This is a genomic window from Cryobacterium roopkundense, from assembly GCF_014200405.1.
GTDB classification, from domain to species: domain Bacteria; phylum Actinomycetota; class Actinomycetes; order Actinomycetales; family Microbacteriaceae; genus Cryobacterium; species Cryobacterium roopkundense.
In genome coordinates this window covers 936,542-952,167 of record NZ_JACHBQ010000001.1, presented here as the reverse complement: position 1 = coordinate 952,167, position 15,626 = coordinate 936,542, and the positions used below count along the sequence as shown (strand labels likewise).

The 15,626-nt window shown below is 65.3% G+C and carries 16 protein-coding genes; all 16 read right to left on the bottom strand.

Going from position 1 to position 15,626, the window contains the following annotated elements; all coding sequences use genetic code 11:
• Positions 1–9 precede the first annotated feature (9 nt).
• The 16 genes from miaA to BJ997_RS04405 all read right to left on the bottom strand — a co-directional run bounded on the left by miaA (position 10) and on the right by BJ997_RS04405 (position 15,599).
• Positions 10–963: a tRNA (adenosine(37)-N6)-dimethylallyltransferase MiaA gene (gene miaA, locus BJ997_RS04475; RefSeq protein ID WP_052542070.1), complete on the bottom strand. Its 954-nt coding sequence runs from the start codon at positions 961–963 to the stop codon at positions 10–12.
• On the bottom strand, positions 947–2,578 hold the full coding sequence (gene miaB, locus BJ997_RS04470) for a tRNA (N6-isopentenyl adenosine(37)-C2)-methylthiotransferase MiaB (protein ID WP_183323263.1): 1,632 nt from the start codon (positions 2,576–2,578) through the stop codon (positions 947–949). The genes miaA and miaB overlap by 17 nt, the downstream gene beginning before the upstream one ends.
• A 60-nt stretch (positions 2,579–2,638) precedes the next feature.
• On the bottom strand, positions 2,639–3,391 hold the full coding sequence (locus BJ997_RS04465; protein ID WP_084141184.1) for a regulatory protein RecX: 753 nt from the start codon (positions 3,389–3,391) through the stop codon (positions 2,639–2,641).
• A gap of 56 nt (positions 3,392–3,447) precedes the next feature.
• Positions 3,448–4,575: a recombinase RecA gene (gene recA, locus BJ997_RS04460; RefSeq protein ID WP_052542193.1), complete on the bottom strand. Its 1,128-nt coding sequence runs from the start codon at positions 4,573–4,575 to the stop codon at positions 3,448–3,450.
• Positions 4,576–4,876: 301 nt separating this feature from the next.
• Entirely contained in the window at positions 4,877–5,101 is a 225-nt protein-coding gene (locus BJ997_RS04455) for a DUF3046 domain-containing protein (protein ID WP_035836451.1), read from the bottom strand.
• A 110-nt stretch (positions 5,102–5,211) separates the two neighbouring features.
• Positions 5,212–5,520 (bottom strand): helix-turn-helix domain-containing protein, encoded by a 309-nt coding sequence (locus BJ997_RS04450; protein WP_035836458.1) that lies wholly within the window; start codon positions 5,518–5,520, stop codon positions 5,212–5,214.
• Positions 5,521–5,678: 158 nt separating this feature from the next.
• Positions 5,679–6,209, bottom strand: a complete 531-nt coding sequence (locus BJ997_RS04445) for a CinA family protein (RefSeq protein ID WP_035836450.1) — start codon at positions 6,207–6,209, stop codon at positions 5,679–5,681.
• Entirely contained in the window at positions 6,202–6,819 is a 618-nt protein-coding gene (pgsA, locus tag BJ997_RS04440) for a CDP-diacylglycerol--glycerol-3-phosphate 3-phosphatidyltransferase (protein WP_052542192.1), read from the bottom strand. The genes BJ997_RS04445 and pgsA overlap by 8 nt, the downstream gene beginning before the upstream one ends.
• Before the next feature lie 5 nt (positions 6,820–6,824).
• Positions 6,825–9,689, bottom strand: coding sequence for an FtsK/SpoIIIE family DNA translocase (locus BJ997_RS04435; RefSeq protein WP_035836449.1), 2,865 nt, complete (start codon positions 9,687–9,689; stop codon positions 6,825–6,827).
• Between the two features lie 85 nt (positions 9,690–9,774).
• Complete coding sequence (locus BJ997_RS04430; RefSeq protein ID WP_152602162.1) at positions 9,775–10,119, bottom strand: hypothetical protein; 345 nt, start codon at positions 10,117–10,119, stop codon at positions 9,775–9,777.
• Complete coding sequence (locus BJ997_RS21355) at positions 10,080–10,556, bottom strand: LssY C-terminal domain-containing protein (RefSeq protein WP_236628933.1); 477 nt, start codon at positions 10,554–10,556, stop codon at positions 10,080–10,082. The genes BJ997_RS04430 and BJ997_RS21355 overlap by 40 nt, the downstream gene beginning before the upstream one ends.
• Before the next feature lie 164 nt (positions 10,557–10,720).
• Positions 10,721–10,876: a hypothetical protein gene (locus tag BJ997_RS21350; RefSeq protein ID WP_236628931.1), complete on the bottom strand. Its 156-nt coding sequence runs from the start codon at positions 10,874–10,876 to the stop codon at positions 10,721–10,723.
• A gap of 28 nt (positions 10,877–10,904) precedes the next feature.
• The gene (locus BJ997_RS04420) at positions 10,905–12,140 is read right to left on the bottom strand and encodes an ABC transporter permease (protein WP_236628930.1); all 1,236 of its coding nucleotides are present in this window, start codon (positions 12,138–12,140) and stop codon (positions 10,905–10,907) included.
• Positions 12,137–12,838 (bottom strand): ABC transporter ATP-binding protein, encoded by a 702-nt coding sequence (locus tag BJ997_RS04415; protein ID WP_035836448.1) that lies wholly within the window; start codon positions 12,836–12,838, stop codon positions 12,137–12,139. The genes BJ997_RS04420 and BJ997_RS04415 overlap by 4 nt, the downstream gene beginning before the upstream one ends.
• On the bottom strand, positions 12,835–13,872 hold the full coding sequence (locus BJ997_RS04410; protein ID WP_035836447.1) for a permuted SH3 domain-containing protein: 1,038 nt from the start codon (positions 13,870–13,872) through the stop codon (positions 12,835–12,837). Before BJ997_RS04410 ends, BJ997_RS04415 begins: the two co-directional genes overlap by 4 nt.
• A gap of 101 nt (positions 13,873–13,973) precedes the next feature.
• On the bottom strand, positions 13,974–15,599 hold the full coding sequence (locus tag BJ997_RS04405; protein ID WP_420827194.1) for a ribonuclease J: 1,626 nt from the start codon (positions 15,597–15,599) through the stop codon (positions 13,974–13,976).
• Positions 15,600–15,626 lie beyond the last annotated feature (27 nt).

Here is a 15,626-nt window from a genome sequence, read left to right as displayed (position 1 = left end):
CTGCCCAGTTTAGAGGGGGCTGGCGATGTGGCGCAGAGCCTGCTCGACGCGGTCGGGTGCCTGGGCCTCGATCCACTGCGTGGGGTAACGCTTGAACCAGCTCACCTGGCGCCGTGCATAGCGACGCGTGAGCTGTTGGGTGCTCTCGATCGCCTCCGCCCGGGTGAGGGTGCCGTGAAGTTCGCCGAGCGCCTGCGCATACCCGATCGCACGGCTTGCGGTGATTCCGCGCTCGATACCGGCAGACAGCAAGCTCTCCGCCTCTGCCACGATGCCGTCTGACCACATGCGCTCCACGCGAGCATCAAGCCGGGGTGTGAGGTCCTCCCGGGGCACCCGAAGGCCCAGAGTGACGGCGGGACGCCAGTAGACAGGGTCGGCGGGCAGTGAAGCAACGTGCGGGGCACCGGTCAGTTCAACGACCTCAAGGGCACGCACGAGGCGCCGGCCGTTGCTCGAACCGATGCGAAGCGCCGCCTCCGAGTCGACGGCCATGAGGCGGGCGTACATGAGGCCGGGACCCTGCTCGCTGAGCTCGCTCTCCAACCGCGCGCGCAGAACAGGGTCGGTGCCGGGAAACCTGAAATCATACACAACGCTCGACACATACAAGCCGGAGCCCCCGACGAGGATGGGCACGGCACCCCGCTCAAGGATGTCGGTTATCACCAACCGGGCCTCGCGCTGGTAGTTCGAGACGGTGGCCTCGTCGGTGACCTCGAGCGTATCCAGCATGTGGTGACGAATGCCGCGGCGTTCGGCCACCGACAGCTTGGCCGTTCCCACATCCATGCCGCGATACAGCTGCATGGCATCGGCATTGACGATTTCGCCGGATTGTCCCGAAGCCGCCAGTCGTTCGGCAATGTCGAGCGAGAGCGCCGACTTGCCCGTTCCGGTTGAGCCGACAATCACGACGAGAGGCCGGGGCGTGGCCGACACCGCGCTAGCGCTCCTCGTCATTCACGTCGTAGATGGGAATGGTCGTGGAACCGCTCTGCACGCCCGCGCCAGCCACGCGCAGTGTGGGAAGACCGAGTGACACCGTGCCGTTCGACGACGCTGTGCCGCCGTGGGTGGGGACCCCGCAGGCCTCCGCCTCGGCGCGGTCCCACGCGTCACCGGCCCGCGTCGCACGGATGCGAAGCGGCGCCTCGTCGGTGGAGTCGGCAATCAAGTGGTACGGGGCGGCCTCGGTGATCACGACGGTGACCATGTCTCCCGGGCGAGGACGCGCGGAACCGGCCGGTACGTCGAAGTGCACCAGCCGGCTATCGGCCGCGCGGCCGCTCAGACGGTGGGTGTCGGAATCTTTGCGGCCTTCACCGTTGGACACAAGAAGTTCGACCTCGCGACCGATGAGGGCCAGGTTCTCCTCCCAGGAGATGCGGTTCTGCAGAACGGCCAGTCGTTCGTAGCGGTCCTGAACGACCTCTTTAGGAATTTGATCGGGCATCGTCGCGGCGGGAGTGCCCGGACGAATCGAATACTGGAAGGTGAACGCCGTCGCGAACCTCGACTCCTCGACAACCCGGAGAGTCTCTTGAAAGTCTTCCTCTGTCTCACCGGGGAAACCCACAATGATGTCGGTGGTGATTGCGGCGTCCGGCATCTGAGCGCGAACGCGCTCGAGGATACCCAGGAACTTCGTGGAGCGGTAAGAGCGGCGCATAGCCTTCAGAACCCGATCGGATCCGGATTGCAACGGCATGTGCAGCTGAGGCATCACGGCCGGCGTCTCCGCCATCGCGTCAATGACGTCATCAGTAAAAGCCGCGGGGTGCGGGCTTGTGAAGCGGATGCGTTCGAGCCCCTCGATCCTGCCGGCGGCGCGAAGTAGCTTCCCGAAGGCAAGTTTGTCTCCGAATTCCACGCCGTAGGAGTTCACGTTCTGTCCGAGCAGGGTCACCTCGATGGCACCGTCGTCGACGAGGGCCTGGATTTCGGCGAGGATCTCACCCGGTCGGCGGTCCTTTTCCTTGCCGCGCAGGGCAGGAACGATGCAGAACGTGCACGTGTTGTTGCAGCCCACCGAGATGGACACCCAGCCGCTGTACGTGGAGTCCCGTTTCGCGGGCAAAGTCGACGGAAACGTCTCCAGGGACTCAAGGATCTCGAGCTGGGCTTCGCCATTGTGGCGGGCGCGTTCGAGCAGGCTCGGGAGCGCACCCATGTTGTGGGTTCCGAACACCACGTCGACCCACGGCGCCTTCTCGAGAATGGTGTTCTTGTCTTTCTGGGCCAGACAGCCACCCACGGCGATCTGCATACCGGCATGACGACGTTTGACCGACGCGAGATACCCGAGGTTGCCGTAGAGCTTGTTGTCCGCGTTCTCGCGCACAGCGCAGGTGTTGATCACGACGATGTCGGCCTCCGCGCCCTCGGCGGACACGTAGCCGGCGGCCTCGAGGGACCCGCTCAGTCGCTCGGAGTCGTGCACGTTCATCTGGCAGCCGAAGGTGCGCACCTCGTAGGTGCGTGCCCGGCCCTCGTCATCGACCGCAGCCGCCGAAGGGGCAATCACGGTTCGGTGAGCGAGGGGCGCGGCAAGCGTGGGGGCACTGGTGAGACTCATAGTGGCTTCAGTTTACGCGGGCATTGTGTGTGTGAGGTCAAAGCCCCCGTGCACCGGCGTTCAGCGAAAACGCACCGTGGACGAACCGTTGCGTGAGTCGAGGGCTGCCTTGACGGCAACACGCACGATCTGAGAGTTGTAGCCCTTCCGCATCAGGAACGCGTTGAGCCGACGGTCGATGGTCTGATCGTCGAACCGGCTCAGCTGCGCGATGCGCTTGGTGCCCTCTTCGATGGCCCGCTCGAGCTCGTCGTCGGGAAGCTCTTCGAGTTTGTCGAGCATGATACTCGCGTCGAGTTTGCGTCGACGCATCTCGGTCTCTACCCCCGCTCGCCCCAGGCCTTTGCGCACGTGGTGGGTGTGAATGATCTGGTCGGCGAGCTTGTCGTCGTCGAGGTAGGCGAGCAGCGTGAACCGCTCGATCACGTCGTGCGCCTCGCCGTCGTCAAGGTCGAGGTCCTTCATCACAGCGAAGGCCTCGACCAGGGACAGGGAGCGGGCACGCAGCCGCTGAAGGAGGACCTCTTCGGCGCGTTCCCGCCGCTCGGTGGCATCCGGGTCCACGTCGGACACGTCGTCGGGCTGTGCTTGTGCTGCACTCGCGAACTCAGCACTTGTGGGTTCTGCACTTGTGGGCTCCGTGGCGCGCTGTTCGAAGACCGTCTTCTCCCGCGCCCGAGCGTGCGGCGTCGTCTCCACGGGACTACGGCGTTTCATGCCGGGCCCCGCCCCGGGAAGATAGGTCACGGGCGCAACACCCGCCGGCCGTGCTGCGGTGTTGTCTGCCTCATCGGCCGGTACAAAATGAACCATTCCCGTGACCTGTCTCTCGTCGTCGATCTGTGTGCTGCGTCCGAGGTTTGGGGCGCCTAGGCGCTCTTACGGCCTGCCTTGACGGCGACCGGAGGAGCCGTGATTCCCAGCTCGGCGGCCTTGGCCTTCTCGGCAGCCTCAGCCTCGGCGAGAGCCGCCTTCTCGGCGGCCTTGGCCGCGATGCCCTCAGGGCCGACGCCCAGCTTGATCAGGATCTTACGTTCGATCTCGTTCGCCATGTCGGGGTTGCGCAACAGGAAGTTGCGCGAGTTTTCTTTGCCCTGGCCGAGCTGGTCGCCATCGTAGGTGTACCAGGCGCCGGACTTCTTGACGATGCCCTGGTCGACACCGAAGTCGATGAGGCTGCCCTCGCGGGAGATACCGACGCCGTACATGATGTCGAATTCGGCCTGCTTGAAGGGCGGCGCCATCTTGTTCTTGACGACCTTGACACGCGTACGGTTTCCGATGGCCTCAGTGCCGTCTTTCAGGGTTTCGATACGGCGGATGTCGAGGCGCACTGAGGCATAGAACTTGAGCGCCTTTCCGCCGGACGTGGTCTCGGGGCTGCCGAAGAACACCCCGATCTTCTCGCGCAGCTGGTTGATGAAGATCATCGTGGTGTTGGTCTGGCTGAGCCCACCGGTGAGCTTGCGGAGCGCCTGCGACATGAGTCGCGCCTGCAGGCCGACGTGGGAGTCGCCCATTTCGCCTTCGATCTCGGCGCGGGGCACAAGGGCGGCTACGGAGTCAACGACGATGAGGTCGATCGAGCCACTTCGCACAAGCATGTCTGCGATCTCGAGCGCCTGCTCTCCGGTGTCGGGCTGCGACACCAGGAGGGCGTCGATGTCGACGCCCAGCTTCTTGGCGTATTCAGGGTCGAGCGCGTGCTCGGCATCGATGAACGCCGCGATGCCCCCGTTCTTCTGGGCGTTGGCGATGGCGTGCAGGGTGAGCGTGGTCTTTCCCGACGACTCCGGTCCGTAGATCTCCACGATCCGACCGCGGGGCAGCCCGCCTATGCCGAGGGCCACGTCCAGCGCGACGGAACCCGTGGAGATGGTTTCGACGGGCGCTCGTTCGTCGCTACCGAGGCGCATGACCGATCCCTTGCCGAACTGGCGGTCGATTTGGGCGAGTGCGGTTTCGAGCGCTTTTTCGCGATCTGCTGCTGATGCCATGATGGTCTCCTCTGATGATGCATTCGGTCGTGCGTTTCGGCGCCTATAGGCTGTCGTCGCGGTTTCGGGAACGCCCCGTGCTCGCTTTCGACAAGGCAATTGCTGAGTATCGCTGACGTTGAGTGACTGTACGCCGACCCTCCGACACTGGGCCGGGAGAACGACGAACAGTGGACAAAACGCCGCGACCACCTCTGTTGAGGAGCTTAGCAACAACCGAACACGTCTTCGAGGATTGACGTCACCTATTTAGCATCGTGTCGAATGTGCCCCAGCCAATTCCGCACCGAGGTCGTGGAGGCTAGGCGCGGGCGGCGGGCCGCCCAGCGCCGTGACGACGGCTTTCGGGCACGTCGGTTTCGGCGCACAGCGCCTGCCACACGTCGCGGGCCGGCACGCCAGCGTCGAGGGCTTCCTGGGCCGTGCGACCGCCGAGGGCGGCGAGCACCAGATCGCTCGTGAGCACCCGGCCGTAGGCGTCACCGAACTCCTCGCCCAGGGCGCGGCGAAATTCACTCAATCGCATGCGTCATCCTTCGTCGAACGAGAACCAGCGTCTTACCTTCGCGAAAGATGCAGTGCGCTCACGTTCTGAGCACACTGCATCCGTCGGTTGATTGGAGTTGTCGAATCGGTTTAGCGAACCAGAAATCCTGGGTCGTAGGCGGCCCCGAAATCGTCTGGAACGGTGTCGGGGAACGTATCGATCCCCTCTATGACGGCGAGTCGATCGCCGACCTCACGCATGATGACTGAAATCGGGGTGTCAAGCGCATCCGCTACGGACGCGAGGATCTCCGAAGAGGCCTCTTTCTGTCCGCGCTCTACCTCGCTGAGGTAGCCGAGCGCAACGCTTGCTTTACTTGCGACCTGTCGAAGAGTTCTACCTTTTTGCAGGCGGAAGTCCCTGAGCACATCGCCGATTTCCTGACGAACAAGAATCATCGGAACCTCCTTCTTTTGCCTGTCAACGTACTCGATAGAACCGGTTTGTAGTTCATCGGACATTTTACGCCGCTTAGCGGTTCCGACAACATGAGACTATCGAGGGGGACTGGACTTTTCTTGTTAATGTGCTCGATGTAACCCAGACGTAACATGATCTATTCCGCCGTATCCCGGGCTATCAGCTCACGCACAGCCTCGATTGCCCTGGTCACGGTCTCCGCCCGAATCGCCGTACGATCGCCGGTCAACTGGAGTGGGATCGCCCAGGAACCCGTGCCCTTCGACAACCCGATGTAGACGGTGCCGGCCTCGTGCCCGCCCTGAGGTCCGGGACCCGCCACACCGGTGGTGGACAACCCGATGGACGCCCGTTCCCCATTCACGGCCAGGGTCGTGCGCACCCCGATCGCCATGAGCTTGGCGACATCGGGGTGTACAGGGCCGTGCACGTTGAGCACGCTCGAGTCGACACCGAGCAGGGTCCGCTTCAGTTCGGAGTTGTAAGCGACCAGTCCCCCGTTCACCACAGCGGATGCCCCGGGTACCCGCACGAGCTCTGCCACAAGAAGTCCTCCCGTCAGTGACTCGGCCACGGCGATGCTGTAATGGGCGGCCGTGAGTTCGGCGATAAGCTCGGCCGTTGCGTCGTCGCTCGCGTTCGCCTCGGTCGGAGCAGGGTCAGGCACTCTGGCCCTGCGCAGAATTCCGGAGTTTCGAATTTTCCCGCCAGGCGGACACAAGGTAGTCGATGCCCGAGACGACGGTGAGCACGAACGCGATCGACATCAATACGGTGTTCACCCAGTGCATCGGCTCGTCGCCGAACACGAGCCAGAGCGGCAGCAGCGCCGTCGAGATCGCCACGGATTGCGCCACGGTCTTGAGTTTGCCGCCGCGACTCGCGGGGATCACCCGGTCGCGCAGCATGACAAACCTGAACACCGTGATTCCTATTTCGCGAACCAGGATCACGATGGTGACCCACCAGGGCAGCTCTCCCAAGATGGACAGGCAGACCAGGGCGCCCCCGGTGAGGATCTTATCGGCGATCGGGTCGAGCAATTTGCCGAGGTCCGTCACGAGATTGTGCTTTCTCGCGATGGCGCCGTCGATGCCGTCGGTGGCGATGGCAACGATGAAGAGGATGGCGGCCGCCCAGCGCAACGCGCCGTCGGCACCGCCGTCGGCGAGGAGCATCCAGATGAACAGCGGGGCCAGCAGGATGCGCACGACCGTGATGGCGTTGGGTACGTTCCAGTTGCTGGGGCGGACGAGGGGATCGTGCGGTGTCGCCATGCGAGTCAGTCCCTGTCGGTTAGATTCCAGGCATCTTCGTCTTCAGAGCTGCCTTCTACTTCAGGATACCCCTGTGACATTTTGTGCACGGGGTCGTCGGCGTAGCGCGGATCGGGCAGCTCGTTGCCCGGCGCGGCGGCCTGCTTCGAGTGCTGCTCCTCGTCGGAGCCGCGCAGGCGGGCGAGCACGCTCGGCAGTTGCTCCGCCGAAACGAGTACGTCACGCGCCTTTGAGCCCTCCGACGGTCCCACGATCTCACGGGACTCGAGCAGGTCCATCAGGCGCCCGGCCTTAGCGAAACCAACCCTCAGCTTGCGCTGCAGCATCGACGTGGACCCGAACTGCGTGGAGACCACGAGTTCCGCCGCGGCGAGGAGCACCTCAAGGTCGTCGCCGATGTCGGAGTCGATCTCCTTGCGGGCCACGACCATGGAGACGTCCGGACGGTAGTCGGGGCGCGCCTGGTTGGTGACGTGCTTGACAACCTTTTCGATCTCGTCTTCGGTCACCCACGCGCCCTGAACGCGGATGGCCTTGGAGGCACCCATCGGCAGGAAGAGCGCGTCGCCCTGGCCGATGAGCTTGTCGGCTCCCGGCTGGTCGAGGATCACTCGGGAGTCCGTCACGCTCGTCACGGCGAAGGCGAGCCGCGAGGGCACGTTGGCCTTGATCAGGCCGGTGACAACGTCGACACTGGGGCGCTGCGTCGCGAGCACGAGGTGGATACCGGATGCCCGCGCGAGCTGCGTGATGCGCACGATCGAATCTTCGACATCTCTCGGTGCAACCATCATCAGGTCTGCGAGCTCGTCGACGACGACGAGGAGATACGGGTAGGGCTTGAGCTTTCGTTCGCTGCCGACCGGCAGAACGATCTCACCGCCGACGACGGCCTTGTTAAAGTCGTCGATGTGGCGAAACCCGAAGCTCGCGAGGTCATCATAACGCATGTCCATCTCTTTCACGACCCACTGCAGCGCTTCCGCCGCCTTCTTGGGGTTCGTGATGATGGGTGTGATCAGGTGGGGAACGCCGGCGTACGCGGCGAGTTCCACGCGCTTCGGGTCGATGAGCACCATGCGAACATCGCTCGGCTTGGATCGCATGAGCAGGCTCGTGATCATGGAGTTCACGAAGCTCGACTTACCAGAGCCTGTGGAGCCTGCCACGAGCAGGTGGGGCATCTTCGCGAGGTTCGCGAGCACGAAGCCGCCACCCACGTCTTTTCCGACGCCGATGGTCATGGGGTGAGTGCTGTTGGTCGCCACCGGAGACCGGAGCACGTCGCCGAGGGTGACGATTTCCCGGTCGGTGTTGGGAATTTCGATGCCGATCGCACTCTTGCCGGGGATCGGCGACAGAATGCGCACCTCGTTCGATGCGACGGCGTAGGAGAGATTCTTGCTCAGGGCCGTCACCCGTTCGACCTTGACACCCGGGCCAAGCTCGATCTCGTACTGGGTGACGGTGGGACCGCGCGAGAAGCCCGTGACCTTGGCATCTACGCCGAACTGGCGCAGCACCTCGGTGATCGACTTGACGATCACGTCGTTGGCGGCCGATCGGGCCTTGGCCGGCGGCCCGGCGGTGAGCGTGGCTGCCGACGGCACGACATAGGGAACGTTCGATTCCGGCTGGCTCTGCTCCTGAAACTCGCCAGTTTCCGATTGCCCGGCGGCCGCCGCGTACTCGGGTATGACCTCGGTGAGGCCCGCCGGGTCATCGGAGTGCAGGCCGGTGGATACGCGCTTAGAGAGGTCGATCTCGCCCGTGAACCGCTTGACGGCCAGCTCCGCCCGGCGCAGGTCTTCGAGGACTTCAGTGCCGTAGTGATCGTCGGCAGCCGTCGCGGCGCCTTCGGCGGCGTTCTCGATCGGAGTGTCGAATCCGCCGCGGGACTTGTCCCCGCCCAGCAACACCCCGAGCGGGTCGGCGGCGTGGTCGTCGTCGGCCTGGCCCTTTTCGGATGTCACGGCGCTGCTGAAGTCGGGGTCTACCTCGCGCTGGCTGTTGTTCCGACGCCACCAGGGCAAGGCCCCCGTGTCGCCGTCGACGCCGTCTAGCTCGACCTGTTCGGTCTTCTCGATCTTCTCCGTCTTGGCCGTCTTGTTGCTCCTGGCGTCCTTGCTGGCCGCGCGCTCGTCGTCGTCGGGGAGCTGGGCGCCGAAGAGCCACGTGTAGAGCTCGCGCGACCGGGCACCGACTCGGTTCGGAGGGGTCTTGGTGATGATGAACAGGCTCAGCACGAGCAGCAGGATCACCACGATCGACGCGCCCACGGAGGTGGTGAGCATGATCAGCGGAGCAGCGATCATCCAGCCGATCACGCCGCCGGACAGGGCGAGAACGTTCATGCCCTCGCTCGGCTCCGGCTGGCCGCCGAAAATGTGGCAGAGTCCAGACACCGACACCAGGAGCAGGGTCAGCCCGATGCCGATACGTCCGTTGTCGTGTACAGAACTCGGTTTGCGGAACAGCCAGACCGCGAAGATCAGCATGATGACGGGGAGGGCGAAGGCCACGCGGCCGAAGAGCCCGCCGAACGTGTAGGCGTCGAAGTTCTGCGCGACAGCGTTGTTGATCAGGAACCACTCGACCACTGCCCCAGCGATGGCGAGCAGCACAAGGAAGAACGGCAGCCCATCGCGTCGTTCCGCCTTTGACAGCTGCTCGGGGCCGAGAGCGCGCGCGGCGCCGCCGGTGACGTGGGCGAGTCCCATCCACATGCGGGCGCCCATGCTCGGCTTCACCTCGGTTTCGGTGAACTTCACAGTTTTCGCGGTCGGGGTCTTGGCGGCAGGCTTGCGCGCCGGTGCTCCCCGTGCAGGGGTGCTGCGGGGTCGACCGGTCGACTTTGTGCTCGTTGCCATGCTCCCACGGTACCGGTGCGCCGCCGGTTCCCGGTGAGCCCACGCCCAGCGCACCTGCGGTTGGTCCCAGGATCGCGCCGGGGGCTCAGCCGGCCTCGCGCGTCGGCCCGGAACGGCCGAGACCCTGCCCGCGCTTGGCGTAGACACGGGCCCGTTCGCTCGACAAGGCCAGGATCAACAGCACGTCGAGCGACAGCCCGGTGAGATTCGTGGCGAGGCTGATGCGGGGGCCTCCCTCCACGACGGCAGCCGCCTGGCCGATGACGGCAAGGCCGCTCAGCGCCATTGCCAGGACCCGGGCCCAGTTGCGCCCCCTGAACACGAGCACGGCGAGCGAGAGTTCGGCAGCGACAAAGCCGGCCAGCACGGCGGTGGCGAGCGAGAGCACAGCTATTTCTTCGGGGCCCGCTCTGTCGTGAGCTCCTGCCACGAGAGCAGCAGCGTCACGAGGAGCGCGCCAGCGACGAGCGCCCGGCCCCCGACAAGCACGGCACCGAGAATCGTCGCCCCCGGGCGGGCATCCCGACTGTCGCTGGGCAGGGCGTTGAAGCCGGCCAGGGGACGAACGAGACGCAGGTCGAGAACCGGCAGGTCGCCATCCGTTTCGATGGCGTCCCCTCCCCCGTTGCGCGCGTGGTATTCCGTGGAGAAGTCCCGAATGGTCGTGAGTCGAACGACGGCGTTCCCGTGCGTTACCGACTCCACGATATGGTCTCGTTCCACGTCCGTTCGGGCGTCGATCTTGTGTGTGATCTGGAGCGTGAAGAGCGAAAAGCCCATGCTTCGGTCGTAGGTACCCGCAGCCAGCCAGTCGGCCCGCCGCCTGCCGGGAAGCAGCCACCCCGTCGGACACCTCCAGAACCGCACATGGTGGCGCCGACCGGGACTGCCGGCCACTTCCTACTGGTGCGCGAAGTCCTGCGGGCGCGACCGATGAAGTAGTCGGGAACGTAGATGCGCGTGAGGATGCGGTGCAGGCGCGGCAGCAGGATGTAGGCGAGCATCACCCAGTAGAACACCGAGAACCAGATCTAGCCCCGCCCGAGCGTGAAGCCCTCCTGCCGGAGCAGGAACGCGAGCCAGACGGCCGAGACTCCCCCGAAGACGAAGAAGGCAGCGTCGAGCAGGGAATCCGGTACCGGCCGGGGCCGACCGGGGCCGGCGGGGAGTGGATCGGGGTCGTTCACCCAGATATTGTGCCGCGATCCACCGCACTCAGTAGCGGATGGCGTCGATCACTTTGACCCGCACGGCCACGAGCGCCGGCACCAGCCCCGCGAGCGCGCCCACGACGGTGGCGCAGACCAGGCCGAGGATCGCCGCTTCGACAGGGAAGGCCGGGAACTCGGTGACCTGTCCCTGCCCGATGAGGTCCTCCAGCCACGGATTTTTCACGATGAGCACTGCGGCGATCACGCCCACCACACCGGCGACCACAGTGGCCACGACGCTCTCCATCATCACGGCGAAGAAGACCCGCCCGGCGGTCGCCCCGAAGCTCCGCCGAATGCCGATCTCCCTGATGCGCTGCTTGAGCGTGACCAGAGCGATGTTCACCAGGCCGAGGGCCCCGAGCAACAAGACGAGGCCCGCCACCCCTCCGACCATGAGTTTGAGGGGAAGGTACGGGTCGCCGTTGAAGCTCGCGTAGTCCTGGCGGTTGATCTGGGCGGTGGCGCCGGTGCCCAGTGCGGCCTGTACGTCACGCTGCACGGCGACGGTGAGTTCCTCGGCGAGGTCTGGCGGAACCCACATCTCGTATTGCGGAGCCGGAGCACCGTAACCCATCGGGTCGACTGGAGCGTCGACGGACAGCGCCGCGAGCGTGTCGTAGAGCATATACATCGCCGGGAACGTGTCCCAGGTGGCCGACGGGTAGACGCCCGTGATCACGGCCGTCGTGTTCTGCGCCCCCACGAGGGTGGTCGTGGGGTGGGTCGCGAGGTTTGGGCGGCCGATGCGGTCGTAGAACACCGAGTTGACGAGCACCGCGGGTGCGAGCCGCACTGCGTCGCGCTCGCTGAACCAGGTGCCCTCGCTGAGCGTCATGCGGTGCATGGTACCGTACTCCCGGTCGACGCCGATCACGTTCACTGGCGCGGCGCCATCCGTGAACTGCACGGTCTGGTTGGCGTTGATTACCCGGCTCGCGTAGGTGATCTTGTACCGGGCGATCACACTCGTCCAGGCGTCCTGCATGGTCGCTTCGGGCGGCGCGGTGCCGTCGCTCATCTGGGCGTAGAGCGCGAGGCTCGCCGGGCGCCCGCCCTGGCGCTCGCTTTGCTCGATCGTGGCCTGTTCGGCCACGGCGCCGAGGCCCACGACCGTCGTGATCGCACAGACGGCCACGGCCACGCCGATCAGAGAGAGCATCACACGCGTGCGGTGGATGCGAAGTTCCTGCCAGGCCTCCACAAAGGAGCCGACGAGGCTCGTCATCAGCCGGTTCATGCCGCCACGGGAATGTTCGGGGCGGTCTGCAAGACGCCGTGGTCGAGCCGGAGGTGTCGGGTGGCTCGCGCCGCAATGGCCGGGTCGTGAGTGATCGTGACGAGGGCGGCCCCGGAGGCGAGGGCGACCTCGTCGATGAGGTCCATGACCGCCGCGCCGGTCTCGAGGTCGAGGGCCCCCGTTGGCTCATCGGCGAGGATCAACCGCGGACCACGCACGAGCGAACGCGCAATGGCAACGCGTTGCTGCTCACCGCCGGAGAGCCGGTCGGGCATGGTGCCCAGCCGGTCACCGAGGCCCACGCGCTCGAGCATCTCGGCGGCGATGCGCGAGCGCTGCCAGAATTGGCGGCCCTGCGCATAGAGCAGCGGGGTCATCACGTTTTCGAGCGCGGTGCGGCCCTGCAAGAGGTTGAACTGTTGGAAGATGAATCCCACGTGCCGGCCGCGTACGCGGTCGCGTTCGGCCGACGAGAACGACTGCACTGGGCGGGCGTCGAAGAGCATCACACCGGTCGTGGGGTTGTCCAACAGCCCGAGCAGATTCAGCAGCGTCGTCTTGCCCGAACCCGAACGTCCCACGATCGACACCCGGTCGCCGTCGTCCACGTCGAGGTCGACGCCGGAGAGGATGGTGAGGGGAGGGGCATCGACGAGATCAACAGTTCTCGTGACTCCCTCGAGGTGCAGCAGTGTCACTGCGCGTACCCGCCGCCCATGCACGTCACGCTGCCGTCCGGCTGGGTGATGCACCCGTCGGGTGCCGGCGGCACGGCGCCGGGGACGAATTCATTCACCATGTCGCCCTCAGCGACACCGTCAATGATCTGGACGCTCGTGCCGTCTGTCATGCCGAGCGTCACCGGGCGTTCCTCCGTCGTGCCGTCAGGCAGCACGAACCAGATCACTCCGGTCGCGGCCGAGCCTTCGACGGCGGTCGTGGGAACCACGAGCACGTCGTCGGCCTGCCCGGCCGCAATGGTGATCTTGGCGGCCAGGCCGGAGAACACGACCACGTCGGCCGGGATGGCGCAGGTCACCGTTGTGCCGCCGGTCTGGCCGTCCGCTCCGGCGGCCGGTTCTGCTGCCGCGCCCGCGAGCGGCGTGCTCACAGTGAGTCCCGTGCAGGTGAACGGCGCCGGTCCGTTGGTGATGGTAACGGATGCCTCTGTCGGCCGGGTCTGCAGGCGATACTGCTGGTCGGGGCTGAGCGAACCGCTCGCCGAGAAGCTCGGCGGCGCGACCTGTCCCGTCGCATCGCCCACCGCCACCGCCTGACCATGAATCACGGTGAGCGAGCTCAGCACACCCGTGGTCGGCGCGAGCACCTTGGAGAAGGTGATCACCGGTTTGGGCTGGGTCATCGTGACCTGGCCGAGGGCATCCGTTGTTTCGACCGGATCCTTGATGGTCTCGACCCGAATGTCGTAGATCTTGTCGCCCGCGGTAACGGGCGTGCCGGCTGCAACGAAGAGCTCGTCGACGGTGCCGACGGCCGTGGCCTTCACGGGAAGCGCGGCATCGGCGCTCACCGTGGCCGTGAGCGTCACGTTGTTCGTGATGGTGCCCAGAGCGACGGGAATCTGCGGTTCGACGATCTGGCCCGTGGGCTGAGCCGGGTCGCTCGCCTCGGCGCCATCGGGGAAGAACGCGAGCTTGACGAGGGCCACCGCTATCAACGCTATGACGAGCAATCGCAGGATGGGAAAGATCCATGTGCGCGCGAATTTCACCGATGCCCCCGAAATCGGTCGACCTTCGATAGTCGACAGCTGCCCCGATCGTAGCGGGAAAGCCGCGTCCCCCGACAGGGGCCACGGCGGCCGCCCGTGATTCAGGCCTCGATGACGAGGGGAACGATCATCGGCTGGCGGTGGAAGGTGGAGCTGACCCATCGCCCGACGACGCGGCGCACGATCTGTGACAGCGCGTGCATGTCGCGCACATCATTGCGGGCGGCTTCGGCCAGGGCCGCGATGATCAGGGGCTTCACCTCGTCGAAGACCGAGTCGTCCTCGGCGAAGCCCTTGGCGTGGATCTCCGGCCCCACGAGCACGACCCCGGTGGCGACCTCCACGACGACGATCACCGAGATGAAGCCCTCCTGGGCGAGGATACGGCGGTCTTTCAGATCGGCCTCTGTGATCTCGCCCACGGTCGAGCCGTCCACGAAGACGTACCCGATGTCGAGCTGGCCGACCTGAGTCACGCGGCCATTTCGAATGTCCAGCACAATGCCGTCTTCCCCGATGAACACATTCTCGGCCGGAACACCCGTCTCAATTGCGAGCTCCGCGTTGGCGGACAGGTGCCTGAATTCGCCGTGCACGGGCAACACATTGCGGGGTTTTGCGATGTTGTAGACGAAGAGCAACGATCCGGCCGACGCGTGCCCGGACACGTGCACTAGAGCATTTCCCTTGTGCACGACATGCGCACCGAGTTTGGTCAGCCCGTCGATGATGCGGTAAATCGCGCTCTCGTTGCCCGGAATGAGGCTGGACGCCATGATGACGGTGTCCCCGGGTCCGACGACAATCTCGTGCTCCCGGCTGACCATCCGGCTCAAAACGGCCATCGGCTCGCCCTGAGACCCTGTCGTCATGTAGACCATCTCGTTGCCGGGAATGCCGCCGGAGCGTTTGAAGTCGACGAGCACGCCCTCCGGGGGGTGCAGATAGCCCAGTCGGATGGCGATCCCCATATTGCGTACCATCGACCGCCCCAGAAAGGTCACCCGCCGACCGTTGTCGCCGGCAGAATCAAGCACCTGCTGCACACGGTGCACATGACTGGAGAAGCTCGCCACGATGACTCGACGCGGCGCCCGACGGATCACGTGGTCCAGCACCGGGCGGATGGCGCGTTCGTGCGGGGTGAAACCCGGAACGTCCGCGTTCGTGGAGTCAACGAGCAGCAGGTCGATGCCTTCCCGCCCGAGCCGGCCGAACTCCGCGAGGTCGGTGAGCCGGCCGTCGAGCGGCAGCTGATCCAGCTTGAAATCTCCCGTGTGCAACACGGTGCCACCGGGAGTCGTGATGGCCACGGCAAGCGAATCCGGAATGGAGTGGTTCACGGAAATGAATTCGAGGGCGAACGGCCCGACCTGTTCGTGGTCGCCCTCGGCGACCAGAATGGTCACCGGCACAATGCCGTGTTCCTGGAGTTTCGCCTGCGTAAGCGCAAGCGTGAGCCGCGACCCGATCACGGGGATGTCTGCCCGAAGTCTCAGCAGATAGGGCACGGCCCCGATGTGGTCCTCGTGTCCGTGCGTGAGCATCACGCCCACGACATCGTCGAGTCGGTTCACGATCGGGCTGAAATCGGGAAGGATCAAGTCGACGCCCGGCTGGCGTTCCTCGGGGAACAGCACCCCGCAGTCCACAATCAGGATCTTGCCCTCGAACTCGAAACACGTCATGTTTCGGCCGATTTCGCCCAGACCCCCGATGGGAGTCACGCGCAGGGTGCCAGGCGGAAGTTCCGG

Coding starts and splice junctions, on each gene's coding strand:
- BJ997_RS04420 (WP_236628930.1), bottom strand. CDS start 12,140: ATGAACCGGCTGATGACGAGCCTCGTCGGCTCCTTTGTGGAGGCCTGG.
- BJ997_RS04465 (WP_084141184.1), bottom strand. CDS start 3,391: ATGGTTCATTTTGTACCGGCCGATGAGGCAGACAACACCGCAGCACGG.
- recA (WP_052542193.1), bottom strand. CDS start 4,575: ATGGCATCAGCAGCAGATCGCGAAAAAGCGCTCGAAACCGCACTCGCC.
- BJ997_RS04435 (WP_035836449.1), bottom strand. CDS start 9,689: ATGGCAACGAGCACAAAGTCGACCGGTCGACCCCGCAGCACCCCTGCA.
- pgsA (WP_052542192.1), bottom strand. CDS start 6,819: ATGGCGACACCGCACGATCCCCTCGTCCGCCCCAGCAACTGGAACGTA.
- miaA (WP_052542070.1), bottom strand. CDS start 963: ATGACGAGGAGCGCTAGCGCGGTGTCGGCCACGCCCCGGCCTCTCGTC.
- miaB (WP_183323263.1), bottom strand. CDS start 2,578: ATGAGTCTCACCAGTGCCCCCACGCTTGCCGCGCCCCTCGCTCACCGA.
- BJ997_RS04455 (WP_035836451.1), bottom strand. CDS start 5,101: ATGCGATTGAGTGAATTTCGCCGCGCCCTGGGCGAGGAGTTCGGTGAC.
- BJ997_RS04450 (WP_035836458.1), bottom strand. CDS start 5,520: ATGATTCTTGTTCGTCAGGAAATCGGCGATGTGCTCAGGGACTTCCGC.